15 protein-coding genes are annotated in these 16,154 nt (G+C 59.7%); 3 read left to right on the top strand and 12 right to left on the bottom strand.

Annotation, left to right across the window (positions count from 1 at the left end):
* Positions 1–77 precede the first annotated feature (77 nt).
* Positions 78–584, bottom strand: a complete 507-nt coding sequence (locus VC35_RS16125; protein ID WP_046041456.1) for a hypothetical protein — start codon at positions 582–584, stop codon at positions 78–80.
* A gap of 492 nt (positions 585–1,076) precedes the next feature.
* Between VC35_RS16125 and VC35_RS16115 the strand changes: the two genes are divergently transcribed.
* On the top strand, positions 1,077–2,336 hold the full coding sequence (locus VC35_RS16115) for an OprD family porin (RefSeq protein WP_046041453.1): 1,260 nt from the start codon (positions 1,077–1,079) through the stop codon (positions 2,334–2,336).
* A 123-nt stretch (positions 2,337–2,459) separates the two neighbouring features.
* Here VC35_RS16115 and pcaC read toward each other — a convergent pair whose 3' ends face one another.
* From pcaC to pcaR, 11 genes are all read right to left on the bottom strand, one after another.
* Positions 2,460–2,852 (bottom strand): 4-carboxymuconolactone decarboxylase, encoded by a 393-nt coding sequence (pcaC, locus tag VC35_RS16110; RefSeq protein WP_046041451.1) that lies wholly within the window; start codon positions 2,850–2,852, stop codon positions 2,460–2,462.
* 10 nt (positions 2,853–2,862) lie between these two features.
* Positions 2,863–3,654 (bottom strand): 3-oxoadipate enol-lactonase, encoded by a 792-nt coding sequence (gene pcaD, locus VC35_RS16105; RefSeq protein ID WP_046041449.1) that lies wholly within the window; start codon positions 3,652–3,654, stop codon positions 2,863–2,865.
* 12 nt (positions 3,655–3,666) lie between these two features.
* Positions 3,667–5,031 carry a 3-carboxy-cis,cis-muconate cycloisomerase gene (locus VC35_RS16100; protein WP_046041447.1) on the bottom strand — a complete coding sequence of 455 codons (1,365 nt, stop codon included), beginning with the start codon at positions 5,029–5,031 and terminating at the stop codon, positions 3,667–3,669.
* A gap of 45 nt (positions 5,032–5,076) precedes the next feature.
* Positions 5,077–6,381: an MFS family transporter gene (locus VC35_RS16095; protein WP_046041446.1), complete on the bottom strand. Its 1,305-nt coding sequence runs from the start codon at positions 6,379–6,381 to the stop codon at positions 5,077–5,079.
* Between the two features lie 240 nt (positions 6,382–6,621).
* Positions 6,622–7,188, bottom strand: coding sequence for a protocatechuate 3,4-dioxygenase subunit alpha (gene pcaG, locus VC35_RS16090; protein ID WP_046041444.1), 567 nt, complete (start codon positions 7,186–7,188; stop codon positions 6,622–6,624).
* Between the two features lies 1 nt (position 7,189).
* Positions 7,190–7,894 carry a protocatechuate 3,4-dioxygenase subunit beta gene (pcaH, locus tag VC35_RS16085; RefSeq protein ID WP_046041442.1) on the bottom strand — a complete coding sequence of 235 codons (705 nt, stop codon included), beginning with the start codon at positions 7,892–7,894 and terminating at the stop codon, positions 7,190–7,192.
* A 37-nt stretch (positions 7,895–7,931) separates the two neighbouring features.
* Positions 7,932–9,137, bottom strand: coding sequence for a 3-oxoadipyl-CoA thiolase (gene pcaF, locus VC35_RS16080; RefSeq protein WP_185754799.1), 1,206 nt, complete (start codon positions 9,135–9,137; stop codon positions 7,932–7,934).
* On the bottom strand, positions 9,134–9,913 hold the full coding sequence (locus VC35_RS16075) for a CoA-transferase subunit beta (RefSeq protein WP_008054172.1): 780 nt from the start codon (positions 9,911–9,913) through the stop codon (positions 9,134–9,136). Before VC35_RS16075 ends, pcaF begins: the two co-directional genes overlap by 4 nt.
* Positions 9,913–10,770 (bottom strand): CoA transferase subunit A, encoded by an 858-nt coding sequence (locus VC35_RS16070; RefSeq protein WP_008054173.1) that lies wholly within the window; start codon positions 10,768–10,770, stop codon positions 9,913–9,915. Before VC35_RS16070 ends, VC35_RS16075 begins: the two co-directional genes overlap by 1 nt.
* Before the next feature lie 264 nt (positions 10,771–11,034).
* The gene (gene pcaK, locus VC35_RS16065; RefSeq protein ID WP_046041439.1) at positions 11,035–12,381 is read right to left on the bottom strand and encodes a 4-hydroxybenzoate transporter PcaK; all 1,347 of its coding nucleotides are present in this window, start codon (positions 12,379–12,381) and stop codon (positions 11,035–11,037) included.
* Between the two features lie 123 nt (positions 12,382–12,504).
* Positions 12,505–13,347, bottom strand: coding sequence for a pca regulon transcriptional regulator PcaR (gene pcaR / locus VC35_RS16060; RefSeq protein ID WP_008054175.1), 843 nt, complete (start codon positions 13,345–13,347; stop codon positions 12,505–12,507).
* A 692-nt stretch (positions 13,348–14,039) separates the two neighbouring features.
* Between pcaR and VC35_RS16055 the strand changes: the two genes are divergently transcribed.
* Both VC35_RS16055 and VC35_RS16050 read left to right on the top strand, forming a co-directional pair.
* Positions 14,040–14,240, top strand: a complete 201-nt coding sequence (locus tag VC35_RS16055; protein WP_008054177.1) for a hypothetical protein — start codon at positions 14,040–14,042, stop codon at positions 14,238–14,240.
* Between the two features lie 376 nt (positions 14,241–14,616).
* Positions 14,617–16,092, top strand: a complete 1,476-nt coding sequence (locus VC35_RS16050) for an inorganic phosphate transporter (protein ID WP_046041436.1) — start codon at positions 14,617–14,619, stop codon at positions 16,090–16,092.
* Positions 16,093–16,154 lie beyond the last annotated feature (62 nt).

Below are 16,154 nucleotides of genomic sequence, written 5' to 3'. Positions count from 1 at the left end.
GAAGCCCACCGATTGGTGGGCTTTTTTTATACTACAAAACATTCTTAAACTCATTCACCACAAACTCAAATGCAGCATCAACTACCATATTCAGCCGAAAACTCCTTCGCCTCAACCTTTACCATTACCTTATTGCGATCAAGAAAAGAAAACTCAAATTTACCTTTAATATATTTTCTCGCTGACTCATCGACAACATCCAACACTATCAACTTGCCTTGCCCAAAATTATCACCTTGCAGATTTTCATCTGGCCTTCCTTTGCCAAACAAAGCAGCCACCTTATATGGTTTGTCTCCAAATGGATCTCTGATTTCATAACTTCCCTTCGCAACTTTAATGATGGTCATCAAGCCAACCGTTTCCACCAGATGGCCGGTATCCTCGCCAAAATAAGCTTCGAGTGAGAAACTCGTTTCTCCCATACCGAAACCAATCCAATTAGTTTCCATCGATACTGGGGCGCCATCACCTCTTGTAACTTCAAGCTTGACAAAGCCCTGAGCAATCCTTGGTTTCTCATACAGTGATTGCGCAGCACCAGTAGTAGTGAATGAACGTTTTTCCGCACCTTGACCAGCCATGTCATTTTCTCCAAAAAATATGAATTATTACTGGACACTCACCAAACCATCCGAGACGAAACACTACTCCCTGAAAAAGGCGCACTCAACTGTCAGAAATACCAGTTACAAATGGAAAAGCGTTACTTTAAAGTGGAGTATTTTTACGAATTAAATTTATATATCAACTCAAACTATTATTCCTGAATTTTTCCTCGATAACGTTCGTGAACGAGCCTATCCGTGAAGAGGCCCGCATAGCCACTCCTGAACGCCGCCCAATCTTGCGTTCGATAATCGCCCAAAACCCGCTTTTTACGATTGAACCATCCAGTACATTCCCCGCACCATCCGAACCACAAAACCAATAACAACAGGTTCGACACCATGCCCCCGCGCCCCGCCCTCTCCGGCTGACCCGCTTCGTTTTGTGCTGATTTCGAATACTCGTCTGCAACCCCGGGTTGCGGCATCACCTCGCTTCATCCCCAAGAATTAGAGAGACCCGAGCTCATGACGTCTTCCACCGCGCAGTACTTCGTTCCCAGCCTGATCGCCTTGGCCCTGGCCAGCGCGGCCCTGCCCGCCTACGCCGAGGAGTCGGGTTTTGTCGAAGGGGCCAAGGTCAACCTGAACCTGCGCAACTTCTACATCAACCGCAACTTCACCAACCCGACCAAGGCCCAGGGCAAGGCAGAAGAATGGACGCAGAGTTTCATCCTCGACGCCAAGTCCGGTTTCACCCAAGGCACCGTCGGGTTCGGCATGGATGTGCTCGGTTTGTATTCGGTGAAGCTCGACGGCGGCAAAGGCACAGGCGGTACGCAACTGCTGCCGCTGGATCATGACGGTCGCCCGGCAGACAACTTTGGCCGCACCAACGTGGCGTTCAAGGCCAAGCTGTCGCAGACCGAAGTCAAAGTCGGCGAGTGGATGCCGGTGCTGCCAATCCTGCGTTCGGACGACGGTCGTTCGCTGCCGCAAACCTTCCGGGGCGGCCAGATCACGTCGAAGGAAATCAATGGCCTGACGCTCTACGGCGGCCAGTTCCGCCAGAACAGCCCACGGGACGACAGCAGCATGAACGACATGTCGATGACCGGCAAAGCCGCGTTCACCTCCGACCGTTTCAACTTCCAGGGCGGCGAGTACGTGTTCAACGACAAGCGCACCCAGGTCGGCCTGTGGAATGCCGAGCTCAAGGACATCTACAGCCAGCAATTCATCAATCTGATCCACAGCCAACCGCTTGGCGACTGGACCCTGGGCGCCAACCTGGGCTTCTTCTACGGCAAGGATGACGGCAGCGCCCGGGCCGGCGAGCTGGACAACAAGACAATGTATGGCCTGTTTTCGGCCAAGTACGGCGGCAACACGTTCTACGTCGGCCTGCAAAAACTAACTGGCGACAACGCCTGGATGCGGGTCAACGGCACCAGCGGCGGGACACTGGCCAACGACAGCTACAACTCCAGCTACGACAATGCCCGGGAGAAATCCTGGCAAGTACGTCACGACTACAACTTCGCCGCCGTGGGCGTACCGGGCCTGACCCTGATGAACCGCTACATCAGCGGTGACAATGTGCACACCGGCACCATCACCGACGGCAAGGAATGGGGACGCGAAAGTGAACTGGGCTACACCGTGCAAAGCGGTGCGCTGAAGGACCTGAACGTGAAATGGCGCAACTCGACCATCCGCCGCGACTACAGCAACAACGAGTTCGATGAGAACCGCGTGATCATCAGCTATCCGATCAGCCTGCTGTAAACACAAAACAAATGTGGGAGCGCGCTTGCTCGCGATGAGGTCGTAACATTCAACATCTACATTGACTGTTACACCGCCATCGCGAGCAAGCTCGCTCCCACAGGTTGTTCACCGCTATATAGCTTACTCCCGCGACTCAACCCCCAACTCATCCCACACCGACTCGGCCAGGTGGAACGTCGCATTGGCCGCCGGAATCCCGCAGTAGATTGCGCTCTGCATGATCACTTCCTTGATCTCGCCACGGCTGACGCCGTTGTTGGCGGCGGCGCGCAGGTGCAGTTTGAGTTCGCCCTCGCGGTTCATGCCGATCAGCATGGCGATGGTGATCAGGCTGCGGGTGTGGCGCGGCAGGCCCGGGCGAGTCCAGATGTCACCCCAGGCGTGGCGGGTGATCATCTCCTGGAACTCCGAGTTGAACTCGGTCAGGGTGGTCAGGCTGCGGTCGACGTGGGCGTCGCCGAGGACCGCGCGACGGACTTCCATCCCCGCGTCGTAACGTTGTTTCTCATCCACAGCAATACCCTCAATCAGCCGACAGAAACGCCAGTACCCGCTCGCTGAACGCGCTGCCGGCCTGGACGTTGGACAAATGCGCGGCATAGAACTCGGCGTACTCGGCGCCCGGCACATGTTCCTGAATGAAGTGTCCGCCGGACGGTGGCGTCACCGCGTCTTCGGTGCCAGCGATGACCAGCAGCGGCGCCTTGATCGACGACAATTGATCGCGGAAATCGGCATCGCGCACGGCTGCACAGTTGGCTGCATAGCCCTGTGGGGAAGTGGCCGCGAGCATGTCGGTAATCTGCTTGGCCGCCGCCGGGTTGGCTTCGGAGAAGTCCGGGGTGAACCAGCGGGCAATCGATGCATCGCGCAGGGCAACCATGGCCGCCTGACCATCACGCAGCACCGTTTCGATGCGCGGGTTCCACACTGACGGATCGCCGATTTTCGCTGCGGTATTGCACACGATCAGTTTGTTCAGGCGCTCACCGGCGTTGATACCTAGCCACTGGCCGATCAGCCCGCCCATAGACAATCCGCAGAAATGCGCGCGTTCAATGTGCAACGCGTCCAGGAGCGCCAGCACGTCGTGGCCCAGCTGCTCGATGCTGTACGGGCCCGGCGTCACCAGCGATTGGCCGTGACCACGAGTGTCGAAACGCAGCACGCGAAAATGCTCGGTGAACGCCGGGATCTGCGCGTCCCACATGTGCAGGTCCGTGCCCAGGGAGTTGGACAGCACCAGCACCGGCGCATCGACCGGTCCATCGAGTTGGTAATGCAGTTCGCCCTCGGCGAGTTGTACAAAAGCCACAGCAAGTCTCCTTCAGGCAGTCAATGCAGAATGTTCAGCCACCGCCCGCTCGACCCAGGTTTTGGCCTGACCGAGATAATGGGCGGGGTCCAGCAGATGATCGAGTTCAGCCGCCGACAGTTCGGCGGTCACTTGCGGTTCGTCGCCGAGGACCGCGCGCAGGTGACGTTGTTCGGCCACGGCGCGTTTGCAGCATTGTTCCAGCAGATGATGCGCGGTATCGCGCCCAACCCGCTGCGCGAGGACGATGCTCACCGCTTCGGCGAGCACCAGGCCCCGGGTCAAATCGAGGTTGCGCGCCATGCGCTCGGCATCCACTTCCAGCCCTTGGGCGATCAACAGCGCTTGCTGCAGGCTGCCCGACACCAGGCAGCAAATCTCCGGCAAGGTTTCCCACTCGGCATGCCACAGGCCGAGGCTGCGTTCGTGTTCCTGGGGCATGGCGCTGAACAGCGTCGACAGCAGACCTGGCACACGCGTCGCCGCGCCGATCAACACCGCCGCGCCCACAGGATTGCGTTTGTGCGGCATGGTCGAGGAACCGCCCTTGCCCGGCGCCGAGGGTTCGAACACTTCGGCGGCCTCGGTTTGCATCAACAGGCTGATGTCGCGACCGAGTTTGCCGAGGCTGCCGGCGATCAGGCCGAGCACGGCGCCGAACTCCACCACGCGGTCGCGCTGGGTGTGCCACGGCTGATCGGGCAAGGTCAGTTGCAGCTCTTCGGCCAGCGACCGGGCTATCGGCATGGCCTGGTCGCCTAGGGCCGCAAGGGTTCCGGACGCACCGCCGAATTGCAGCACCAGCAGGCGCGGCTTGAGTTCGGCCAAGCGTTGGCGACTGCGGGTCACCGCCCCCAGCCAGCCGGCGATCTTCATACCGAGGGTGACCGGCGTCGCATGCTGCAGCCAGGTGCGTCCGGCCAATGGCGTGGTCGCGTAGCGCTGGGCCTGGGACGCTAGGGTCTGCCCCAGTTGTGCCAAGTCTCCTTCGATCAGTTCCAGCGCCCGGCGTAGTTGCAGCACCAGGCCGCTGTCCATCACGTCCTGGCTGGTCGCGCCCAGATGCACATAGCGTTCGGCTTCGACATCGGTGGCCGCAATTTGTTTACCCAGCGCCTTGACCAACGGAATCGCCGAATTACCGGCCGTGGCAATCGCCTCGCCCAACGCCGCAAAGTCGTAAAGCCCGGCACGACAAGCCGCTTCAATCGGCGCGACAGCACTCGACGGAATCATCCCGACCCGCGCTTCGGCCCGGGCAAGTGCCGCTTCGAAATCGAGCATGGCCTGGACACGGCCCTGATCGCAGAACACCTCACGCATATCGCGGGCAGTGAAATAGGCATCGAACAATTGATTGCCCGGTCGCTGGTTCATAAACAGTTCCTGAAGGCGCGGGCCTTTACGACCCGCGCGTGAAGATCAAAGGTCTTGCTGCAGATACTTCGGCTGTTTCGGCAGGCGCAGGCTGAACAGGAATGCCACCGCCATCATCACCGTGACGTACCAGTAGAAGGAGTTTTCCATGCCCACGGCCTTGAGGCTCAAGGCCACATATTCCGCCGAACCACCGAAGATCGCATTCGCCACCGCATACGCCAGGCCGACACCTAGCGCACGCACTTCCGGCGGGAACATTTCAGCTTTTACCAAACCGCTGATCGAGGTGTAGAAACTGACGATCACCAGCGCCAGGGTAATCAACACAAAGGCCAGGAACGGACTGCTGACACTTTTCAGGCTCAACAGGATCGGTACGGTGAACAACGTGCCGAGGGCGCCGAACCAGAGCATCGAGTTACGCCGGCCGATCCTGTCGGCGAGCATGCCGAAAATCGGCTGCATGCACATATAGAGGAACAGCGCGCCGGTCATGATGTAGCTGGCGGTCTTGGCCGGCATGCCGGCGGTGTTCACCAGGTACTTCTGCATGTACGTGGTGAAGGTGTAGAAAATCAGCGAGCCACCAGCGGTGTAACCAAGCACGGTGATGAACGCGGCTTTATGGTCGCGAAACAACGCGCTGATGCTGCCGGCGTCCTTGTTTTCGCGCATTTCCTTGCTGGTGGTTTCTTTCAGCGAACGACGCAGATACAGCGAAACCAGCGCCGCCATGGCACCCACCACGAAGGGTATCCGCCAGCCGTAGGCACGCAGGTCATCTTCGGTGAGGAACTGTTGCAGGATCACCACCAGCGACACCGCGAGCAACTGACCGCCGATCAGGGTCACGTACTGGAACGAGGCGAAGAACCCGCGTTGGCCCTTGAGCGCCACTTCACTCATGTAGGTCGCGGTCGTGCCGTACTCACCGCCCACCGACAAGCCTTGCAGCAAACGGGCGAACAGCAGCAGGATAGGTGCCCAGACCCCGATGCTGTTGTAGGTCGGCAGGCAAGCGATCAGCAGCGAGCCGAAGCACATCATCAGAATCGAGATCAACATCGAATTCTTGCGCCCGTGCTTGTCCGCCAAGCGCCCGAAAATCCAGCCACCAATCGGTCGCATCAGGAACCCGGCGGCAAACACGCCAGCGGTGTTGACCAACTGCACCGTAGGGTTATCGGACGGGAAAAAGGCAGGTGCGAAATAGATCGCACAGAAGGCGTAGACGTAGAAGTCGAACCATTCGACCAGGTTGCCGGACGAGGCACCGACAATAGCGAAGATCCGCTTGTTGCGTTCTTCGCCCGTATAAAGAGCTATAGGAGCTGTGGGTGTTGTCATTGTTTTTTCACTCAATGGGGACAGTGAGAGTCTAGACACACTTTGCAACAATCCCGATCCGCAGATGCAACAGCTGAAGCCAACACAACCTCTTGTGGCGAGGGAGCTTGCTCCCGCTCGGCTGCGAAGCAGTCGTAAAATCGGCCAATGTGGTCTGCCTGATTTACCGTGATAGCCGGGTTTGGGCTCGCTTCGCAAGCCAGCGGGAGCAAGCTCCCTCGCCACAAGTTATGTGTTCACTCAATAATCGAAGAACACCGTCTCGGCATCGGTGCCCTGCAGAATCACGTTCCACTGGTACACGCCCGACGCATCCTGCTTGGCCAGCAGCGTATTGCGACGCTCAGCCGGCACGCATTCCAGCAACGGATCGTTGACGTTCGCCGCCTCGCCATCAAAGTAAATCCGCGTCAGCAGGTGCTTGACCAGGCCACGGGCAAACACCAGCACCACCAGGTGCGGTGCCTGGGTCGTGCCTTTGAGCCCCTCGACCATACCCGGCTTGATGGTGGTGAAACGGAAACGCCCTTCGGCATCCACCGGCACCCGGCCAAAGCCCTCGAAGTTCGGGTCCAGGGGTTTGTCCTGGTCGTCTTCCGGATGGTCGTACTTGCCGGCGGCGTTGGCCTGCCAGACTTCCAGCATCGCGTCGTTGACGATGTCGCCATTGCCGTCGACCACTTGCCCGGTGATCGCCACGCGCTCGCCCAGGGTTTGTTCGACGGTCAGGTTTTCGCGGTTCAGCCAGGTCAGGCCGATGTGGTAATACGGCCCGACGGTGTGGGACGTGGTCGCAGTCAGCGTCATCTTATTTCTCCATCGGCGTGGCGTCGCGGCCGCGCAAAACGATGTCCCAGCGATAACCTAGGGCATAGGAAGGGATGGTTTTTTCCAGATCGAACGCGGCGATCAAGCGCTCTTTGGCGCTGGTATCGGGCACGCAGTTGTAGATCGGGTCGTACGCCAGCAACGGGTCGCCCGGGAAATACATCTGCGTCACCAGGCGCGTCAGGATGCTCGGCCCGAACAGCGAGAAATGGATGTGCGCCGGGCGCCAGGCGTTGTGGTGGTTGCCCCACGGATACGCACCAGGCTTGATGGTCTGGAACTGGTACCAGCCATCGGCGTCGGTCACGGTGCGGCCGGTGCCGGTGAAATTCGGGTCCAGCGGTGCGTCGTGCAGGTCGCGGACATGGGCGTAGCGACCGGCGGCGTTGGCCTGCCAGATCTCCACCAGAATCCCGGGTACTGGCAGACCGTTTTCGTCCAGAACGCGGCCGTGGATGATGATGCGTTCACCCTGAGGTTCCGCGTCATGCTGGGCAGTCAGGTCATTGTCCTTCTCATTGACGCGCTCGGCGCCAATGGTAGGACCGGTAATTTCCGACAACGAATGGGGCAGGAACACCAACGGTTTCGACGGCGAGCGCAGGTTGGTTGATTGGTAGGTCGGATGTAGGTACGGCGGTTGAGTGCCTTCCTGCGGACGACGGTAACCAGGCTTGTCAGTCATGAAACATTCCTCAGTTCTTATAAGTCTTCAGAGCGCGTCAGACGCGCTCGATCGCCAAAGCCAGACCTTGGCCGACACCGACGCACATGGTCGCCAGACCTTTCTTGCCACCGGTTTTTTCCAGCTGATGCAACGCGGTCAACACCAGTCGCGCGCCGCTCATGCCCAACGGGTGACCCAAGGCAATCGCGCCACCGTTCGGGTTGACCTGGGCCGCGTCGTCCGCGATCCCCAGTTCACGCAGCACCGCCAAGCCCTGGCTGGCGAAGGCTTCGTTGAGTTCGATCACGTCAAACTCACTGACCGCCACACCGAGGCGCTCGATCAGTTTACGCACCGCTGGCACCGGGCCGATGCCCATCACTCGCGGGGCAACACCGGCGCTGGCCATGCCCAGTACTTTGGCGCGGGCAGTCAGGCCGTGTTTCTTCACCGCTTCGGCCGAAGCCAGGATCAACGCGGCAGCACCGTCGTTCACACCCGAGGCATTGCCGGCGGTGACAGTCTTGTCGGGGCCGTTGACCGGTTTCAGTTTGGTCAGGGCTTCCAGCGTGGTGTCGGCGCGAGGATGCTCGTCCTGGCTGACCACGGTTTCACCTTTCTTGTGGGTGATGCGCACTTCAACGATTTCTTCGGCGAAGAACCCGGCGGCTTGCGCGGCGGCCGTGCGTTGTTGACTGCGCAGGGCGAACGCGTCCTGATCGGCGCGGGACACCTTGTAATCGTCGGCCACGTTGTCAGCGGTCTGCGGCATCGCGTTCACGCCGTACTGGGCCTTCATCAACGGGTTGATGAAGCGCCAGCCGATGGTGGTGTCTTCGAGCTTCATGTTGCGCGAAAACGCTGCATCGGCCTTGCCCATCACGAACGGTGCGCGGGACATCGACTCGACGCCACCGGCGATCGCCAGCTCCATCTCGCCGCTGGCGATGGCGCGGAACGCGGTGCCGATGGCATCCATGCCCGAAGCGCAGAGGCGGTTGAGGGTCACGCCGGGAATGGTTTCCGGCAGGCCGGCCAGCAACAGCGCCATACGCGCGACGTTGCGGTTGTCTTCACCGGCCTGGTTGGCGCAGCCGAGGAACACCTCGTCCACGGCGTTCCAGTCCACCGACGGGTTGCGCTCCATCAAGGCCTTGATTGGCACGGCAGCCAGGTCGTCGGCACGCACCGTCGACAGGCCACCGCCGAAACGGCCGATGGGGGTACGAATCGCGTCGCAGATATAAACGTCACGCATCACGCTTCTCCGGGGGCTTGGCCGTGTGCGGCGGCGGTACGAGCTTCGAGGTCGCGCAGCGCGGTCAGCTCGACTTCAGTCGGCTCGGCGGTTTGCTCGACATGGTCGGCAAAGCGAATCGCCCAACCGGTGGCCGCAACCACTTGCTCGCGGGTCACGCCCGGGTGCAGTGCGGTGACCACGAATTCGTGGGTGCCCTCTTCCGGCTCCATGATGCACAGGTCGGTGATGATCCCCACCGGACCGGCGCCTGGCAGGCCGAGACGCTTGCGCGAATCACCGCCCTCGCCGTGGCCGACCGAGGTAATGAAGTCGAGTTTGTCGACAAAGGAGCGCGACGACTGCTTGAGGATGATCAACACACTCTTGGCGGAACCGGCAATCTCCGGCGCGCCACCTGCACCCGGCAGACGGACTTTCGGCGCGTGGTAATCACCCACGACAGTGGTGTTGATGTTGCCGAAACGGTCGACCTGCGCCGCGCCGAGGAAGCCGACGTCAATGCGCCCGCCCTGCAGCCAGTAGCGGAAAATCTCGCCGGTAGGAACTACGGTGTCGGCGGTTTCCGCCAGTTCACCGTCACCGATCGACAGTGGCAGTACGCTTGGCTTGGCACCGATCGGACCCGATTCGTAGATCAGGACGACATCAGGCGAGGAAGTCAGGCGCGCCAGGTTGGCTGCTTTCGACGGCAGGCCGATACCGACGAAGCACACCGAACCGTTCTTCAGACGGCGAGCGGCGGCGACGGTCATCATTTCATTGGTGGTGTAAGTCATTACTTCGCCTCCGAAGCGGCGGCCAGTTTGGCCTGGAACTCGCTGAAGTCAGCGCTGCCGTGGATGTATTCGTTGATCCACGCGGTGAAGGTTTCACGGTCGCGGGCAATCGGGTCCCAGGCCTGGTAGAAGCGGTTGTCGCGCTCGTTGTAACCATGGGCGTAGGACGGATGCGCACCGCCAGGTACATGGCAAACCGCGCTCAAGGCCCAGGTTGGCAATACACAGGAGTTCATCGGTGCATTGAGGTCGTCGACGATTTCCTCAACGGTGACGATGCAGCGCTTGGCGGCCAGGGCGGCTTCTTTCTGCACGCCAAGGATGCCCCAGAGCAGCACGTTGCCCTTGCGGTCGGCTTTCTGCGCGTGAATCACGGTAATGTCCGGGCGCACCGAAGGCACGGCGGCCAACACTTCGCCGGTGAACGGGCAAGTGACGGATTTGATCAGCGGATTGACCTTCGGCAGGTCGGAACCGGCGTAGGCACGCAGTACCGCGAACGGCAGGCCGGAAGCGCCGGCGACGTAGGCATTGGCCAGGTCGGCGTGGCTGTGTTCTTCGATTTCCAGCGCGTGGGGCCACTGCTTCTCTACGGCGTCACGCAGACGGTGCAGCGAACCTACGCCAGGGTTACCACCCCAGGAGAAAATCAGCTTGCGGGCACAACCGGCACCGATCAACTGGTCGTAGATCAAGTCAGGGGTCATTCGCACCAGGGTCAGGTCTTTCTTGCCCTGGCGAATGATTTCGTGACCCGCCGCCGTCGGGATCAGGTGGGTAAAGCCTTCGAGCGCGACCGTATCGCCGTCGTTTACGAATTGCTTCACCGCGTCGTGCAGCGAAAGGATTTCAGCCATTGGGGCAGGCTCCCGTTTATTGTTAACCGACAGTGGAAGAAGGCGCCGATGCGCAGCGCCGGAATGACTGAAGATTAAGCCCGTGCAAAACGCCAAACAATCCGATAATCGACTAAGCGTTCGATTATCGAACATATTGTTGCTTGGCTACCGATCCCCAAAAGCTTCGCGAGCAGGCTCGCTCCCACAGAGGAATGCGATCACCTGTGGGAGCGAGCCTGCTCGCGAAGAGGTCTGCACACTCAATGAAGAATCGGACAGGCCTCAGGTCGCATCCGCATGACTGACCATGCCCTTGATCACCACCGCCGTCGTTGCCAGCGCCGCCGGAATCACCAGCGCCGTCAGCACTTGCTCGAAGTTCCAGCCCAGCCCCAGCAGCGTTGCGCCCATCCACGCACCGAGGATGGCACCGAAGCGGCCGATGCCGAGCATCCACGACACGCCGGTGGCCCGCCCTTGAGTCGGATAGAACCGCGCCGCCAGTGACGGCATTGCCGATTGCGCACCGTTGACACACATCCCGGCCACCAGCACCAGGGTCGCCAGGATTGTGATGTTGCCCAGGCTCTGCCCTACCGCGTAGGCAAACACCCCGGCCAACAGGTAGAAAGTGCCGATGACCTTGTGCGGATTGAACCGGTCCATTGCCCAGCCCACGCCCACCGCACTCAGCACGCCACCAAACTGGAACAGCGCGCCGATGAAGGCAGCCTGCTCCATGCTCGCGCCACTGTCACGCATCAGGGTCGGCAGCCAGCTGGTCAGCAGGTAAACGATCACCAGGCCCATGAAGTAGGTCAGCCACAACAGCAAGGTGCCGGTGCTGTAGGTGCCAGAGAAGATCACTGCAAACACATTGCGCGCCTTCACGGTTTTCTGTTCCGGCACGCTGAAACTGGACGCCTGGGCCACCACCGTCGGGTCGATCGGCGCCAGTGCCTTGCGCACTTTGTCCGTACCGCGGTTGCGCACCACCAGGTAACGCGCCGACTCCGGCAGCCAGAGCAGCAAAACGACGGCGAGGATCAGCGGCAGAACCCCGCCGATCAGCAGCAGGCTGTGCCAGCCAAAGGCCGGAATGAGTTTGGCCGAGATGAATCCACCGCCGGCCATGCCGAGGTTGAAACCGCAGAACATGCTGGTCACCAGCAGGGATTTCTTGCGCTCCGGTGTGTACTCCGACAGCAGGGTCGTGGCGTTCGGCATGCCGGCACCCAGACCCAGGCCGGTCAGGAAGCGCAACACCAGCAATTGATCGACATTGCTGCTGTAGGCCGAGGCCAGGCTGAAGGCGCCGAACAACAGCACCGCACCGACCAGCACGACTTTTCGCCCGAAGCGGTCAGCCAACGGGCCCGATCCCAGAGCGCCGAAGACCATGCCGATCAACGCCGCACTCATCACCGGGCCGAGACTGGCGCGGTCGATACCCCAGTCCTGGGACAGGGCCGGAGCGATGAATCCCATGGCCGCGGTGTCGAGGCCATCGAGGAAGACAATCAGGAAACACAGGATCACCACGCGCCACTGGTAGCGCGAAATGGGTTGGGCATTGATGAAGGACTGCACGTCGAGGCAGTTTCCTACAGCAGACTGAGGCTGGTTCATTATTTTTATTCCACGGATCGCAGTCGAACGGTGTCAGCAGATGCTGACGAAGCCGCGACAGTAATGATCCGGAGGAAACAGCGTCAATTCGATAAACACATCTCTGTGCGTTTATCGAACAGCTTAGGCAAACAACTGCGCGCTGAGGTCGCGGCTGGCGCTCAACAAACCGGGCAGGAAACGCTGTTCCAGTTCATTGCGGCTGACCCGCCCCGCATGGGTGCTGACATTGAGGGCCGCAACCACCTGCCCGGAAGCGTCGTACACCGGGACGGCAATCGAACGCAGCCCTTGCTCGAGTTCCTGGTCGACGATGCACCAGCCTTGCAGTCGTACTTCTTGCAGGCATTCGAGCAACGCCTCGGGGGTGTGGATCGTGCGGCTGGTCTTGGCTTGCAATTCGGCGTGGTCGAGGTATTCGCCAAGCGAGGTGTCGTCCAGCGCGGCCAGCAGGATCCGCCCCATCGACGTGCAGTAGGCCGGCAAGCGCCCGCCCACCGACAGGTCCACCGAAATCAGGCGCTGGGTGGTCGCGGAGCGGGCGATGTACAGAATGTCATCACCCTCCAGCGTGGCCATGTTGCAGGCCTCGTGCAGTTGCTCGCTCATGCGGTCCAGGTACGGCTGGGCGGAAACCGCCAGCGGCGTCGATGACACATAGGCATGGCCGAGGGTCAGCACTTTGGGCAGCAGCGAATAGGTGCGGCCGTCGGTGGTGGCGTAGCCGAGTTTGATCAGGGTGTGCAGGCAACGGCGCACGGCGGCGCGGGGAATTTCCGTGCGGTGGCTGATCTGGGCGATGGTCAGGTGCCGTTTGCGCTCCTGGAACGCTTGCACCACGGCCAGGCCACGGGCCAGGGACGTCATGAAATCCGGGTCGCCGGTCAGTGCCTGGATCCGTTTGGCTGGTGAGGCAACGATGGGAGGAGCCACTGAAGCGAAGGAATTACGCATTTGATCGTTCATACAAGGTCCTTTTACCCATTCGGATCAGCGACTATTACAAAGGGCTGGCGCCTGGCGCTCAAGCCCGACCCGTCAACTCCGTGCGATTATCGAACGCTCGACCGATAATCGCAATCCACCATATGAATAACCGGATCCGCCGACGCCCGTTTTTTTCGCCGACTCACGACCCCATGTTTACGCCGACTCGACACAGGACTTAATGGGGCAATCCAATTACCGCAACTTGCCTGACTTAATGGCATCAGAAAGACATCGCAGCGATCTGCTATCAGTCGACGCTCCACTTAATCGTAAAGTTGCGAGCAACAAAACGGTCACACACCAAGAACAACTTTTAACTCTTTGGAGATAGTGTTCTTCGAATCGGCCGCTATAATACAATTCAGTAGCGCTTCGGTTTTTTACTTGCCGAACCCGTTGCCCGGCAATGTGATGTTCCATCGCCGTTGCCCGTTGCAAGCGCCAGATCCGCATTGCACAGCCTTGTCGATGCGCTTGCCGAAACAGGAAACTGAAGCTACGTCAGCTGTTTATCTCTGGTGCCGTGGCCGCCTGTGACATGGAAGTATTGATCACGTTGTTGCCAAAAACGATGCCTTGACGGGCATTGCCCATTCGACAAACGTGATCAAACGATTTGATGCAGCGCGTTTTCACCAGAATTTATCCCAACTCAATCAGGTAGCACTGTGACGAAAGACGAACTGCGCGCGGAACTAGAGCGCCAGGAACAACGTTACAAGGAAGTTTACGGCGGAGAAGTCACCACTTACGCCGCTCAACCCGAACCGGAACGCAAACCCTGGCGTAAACGCGCCACCGTTCAGGATCAGGTTTTCCAGCAGGAAATTCAAAAAATGGAAAAGGAACTCAAAGCCGAAGAGCCATGACTGCTTCGGCCTGATCCTTATAAGGGCCTGCCTCTGCACCCGTTAAAAGCGGGATGTATTGATGCTGCCTTTCGCGCCCGCTACGAGCGGGCAGCGGCCATCACCGTCGTCGAATCCGGTAGATTTCCGGTATCTGACCTATTTCTCAGATTTTTCTCACAACTGTTCAAGCCCCTCTTACCGGGCCGTGAAGGTTTTGTGACAGTATATTTTTTCAATTAAATCAATGACTTAAAAAACGCAGCAAAACCGTGGGTTTTCAGGTGCGGCGGCAAAAAAATTCGTTGAAGAATGTTACCGATGAGCAGCTAGTGCATTGATTAGCAGTCTTTTCTGGCATAATCGCGCCCCCTTATGACCGGGTCAGAAAACCTTCATGATCGATTTATTCAGCGGACTGAATGCTTGGGTGCTTGTAAGCCTCTTGCTCGCCCTGGCCTTTGTCCTCGCCTTCGAGTTCATCAATGGCTTTCATGACACCGCTAACGCGGTGGCGACCGTTATCTACACCAAAGCCATGCCGCCTCATCTGGCGGTGTTCTTCTCCGGTGTGTTCAACTTCCTCGGCGTGCTGCTGGGCGGGGTCGGCGTGGCGTATGCCATCGTCCACCTGCTGCCGGTAGAACTGCTGATCAATGTGAACACCGGTCACGGACTGGCCATGGTGTTCTCGTTGCTCGCCGCCGCCATTACCTGGAACCTGGGCACCTGGTACTTCGGTATTCCCGCGTCCAGTTCCCACACGTTGATCGGTTCGATCCTCGGTGTCGGCCTGGCCAACGCCCTGATCAACGATATTCCGCTGGCTGACGGTGTGAACTGGCAGAAAGCGATCGATATCGGCGCCTCGCTGGTGTTCTCGCCAATGGCCGGTTTCCTGATCGCAGCGCTGATCCTGATCGGTCTTAAATGGTGGCGTCCGCTGTCGAAGATGCACAAGACGCCGGAACAGCGCCGCAAGATCGACGACAAGAAACACCCGCCGTTCTGGAATCGCCTGGTACTGGTGATCTCGGCCATGGCCGTGAGTTTCGTGCACGGTTCCAACGATGGCCAGAAAGGTATCGGCCTGATCATGCTGGTCCTGATCGGTATCGTGCCAGCGCAGTTCGTCCTCGACCTGAACAGCACGACCTATCAGATCGAGCGGACTCGCGACGCCACGCTGCACCTGAGCCAGTTCTACCAGCGTAATGCTGAAACCCTGGGCGAGTTCCTGGCCCTGGGCAAGAGCGTGGAAGGCGATCTGCCGGAGAAGTTCCGTTGCAACCCGCAACAGACCGAACCGACCATCACCGCCCTGCTCGGCACCCTCAAGGGTGTAGCCGACTACCACTCGCTGCCGTCGGAAAGCCGCATCGAAGTACGTCGTTACCTGCTCTGCCTGGACGACACGGCGAAGAAAGTCAGCAAGTTGCCGACTCTCGGGGCCCGTGAAAAGGCTGACCTGGACAAGCTGCGCAAGGACCTGACCACCACCACCGAATACGCTCCGTTCTGGGTGATCCTGGCGGTTGCACTGGCCCTGGGCCTGGGCACCATGGTCGGCTGGAAACGCGTGGTACTGACCATTGGCGAGAAGATCGGCAAGCAAGGCATGACCTACTCCCAAGGCATGTCCGCGCAGATCACCACCGCCAGCCTGATCGGCATGGCGAACATCTTCAGCCTGCCGGTTTCCACCACCCACGTGCTGTCCTCGGGTGTGGCGGGCACCATGGTCGCCAACAAGAGCGGCCTGCAAAGCGGCACCGTCAGAACCATCCTGCTGGCCTGGGTATTGACCCTGCCAGCCACCGTGGCCCTGTCGGCCGGGTTGTTCTGGCTGGCCTCGAAGGCCCTTGGCAGCTGATACACCGCCAAACAAGAAAAGGCGCGCTCCGCAAGGAACGCGCCTTTTTTATTGGTGCGCCA

It is taken from the genome of Pseudomonas fluorescens, from assembly GCF_000967965.1.
Taxonomy (GTDB): domain Bacteria; phylum Pseudomonadota; class Gammaproteobacteria; order Pseudomonadales; family Pseudomonadaceae; genus Aquipseudomonas; species Aquipseudomonas grandcourensis.
Note: the sequence above shows the minus strand (reverse complement) of the source record. Positions and strands in the feature narration are given on the sequence as shown.

What these genes read in the sequence shown, in the direction of transcription:
- pcaR (WP_008054175.1), bottom strand. Translation starts at nt 13,347, where the DNA reads ATGAACGATCAAATGCGTAATTCCTTCGCTTCAGTGGCTCCTCCCATC.
- VC35_RS16050 (WP_046041436.1), top strand. Translation starts at nt 14,617, where the DNA reads ATGATCGATTTATTCAGCGGACTGAATGCTTGGGTGCTTGTAAGCCTC.
- VC35_RS16095 (WP_046041446.1), bottom strand. Translation starts at nt 6,381, where the DNA reads ATGACAACACCCACAGCTCCTATAGCTCTTTATACGGGCGAAGAACGC.
- VC35_RS16100 (WP_046041447.1), bottom strand. Translation starts at nt 5,031, where the DNA reads ATGAACCAGCGACCGGGCAATCAATTGTTCGATGCCTATTTCACTGCC.
- pcaH (WP_046041442.1), bottom strand. Translation starts at nt 7,894, where the DNA reads ATGACTGACAAGCCTGGTTACCGTCGTCCGCAGGAAGGCACTCAACCG.
- VC35_RS16070 (WP_008054173.1), bottom strand. Translation starts at nt 10,770, where the DNA reads ATGGCTGAAATCCTTTCGCTGCACGACGCGGTGAAGCAATTCGTAAAC.
- VC35_RS16125 (WP_046041456.1), bottom strand. Translation starts at nt 584, where the DNA reads ATGGCTGGTCAAGGTGCGGAAAAACGTTCATTCACTACTACTGGTGCT.
- VC35_RS16075 (WP_008054172.1), bottom strand. Translation starts at nt 9,913, where the DNA reads ATGACTTACACCACCAATGAAATGATGACCGTCGCCGCCGCTCGCCGT.
- VC35_RS16115 (WP_046041453.1), top strand. Translation starts at nt 1,077, where the DNA reads ATGACGTCTTCCACCGCGCAGTACTTCGTTCCCAGCCTGATCGCCTTG.
- pcaG (WP_046041444.1), bottom strand. Translation starts at nt 7,188, where the DNA reads ATGACGCTGACTGCGACCACGTCCCACACCGTCGGGCCGTATTACCAC.
- pcaK (WP_046041439.1), bottom strand. Translation starts at nt 12,381, where the DNA reads ATGAACCAGCCTCAGTCTGCTGTAGGAAACTGCCTCGACGTGCAGTCC.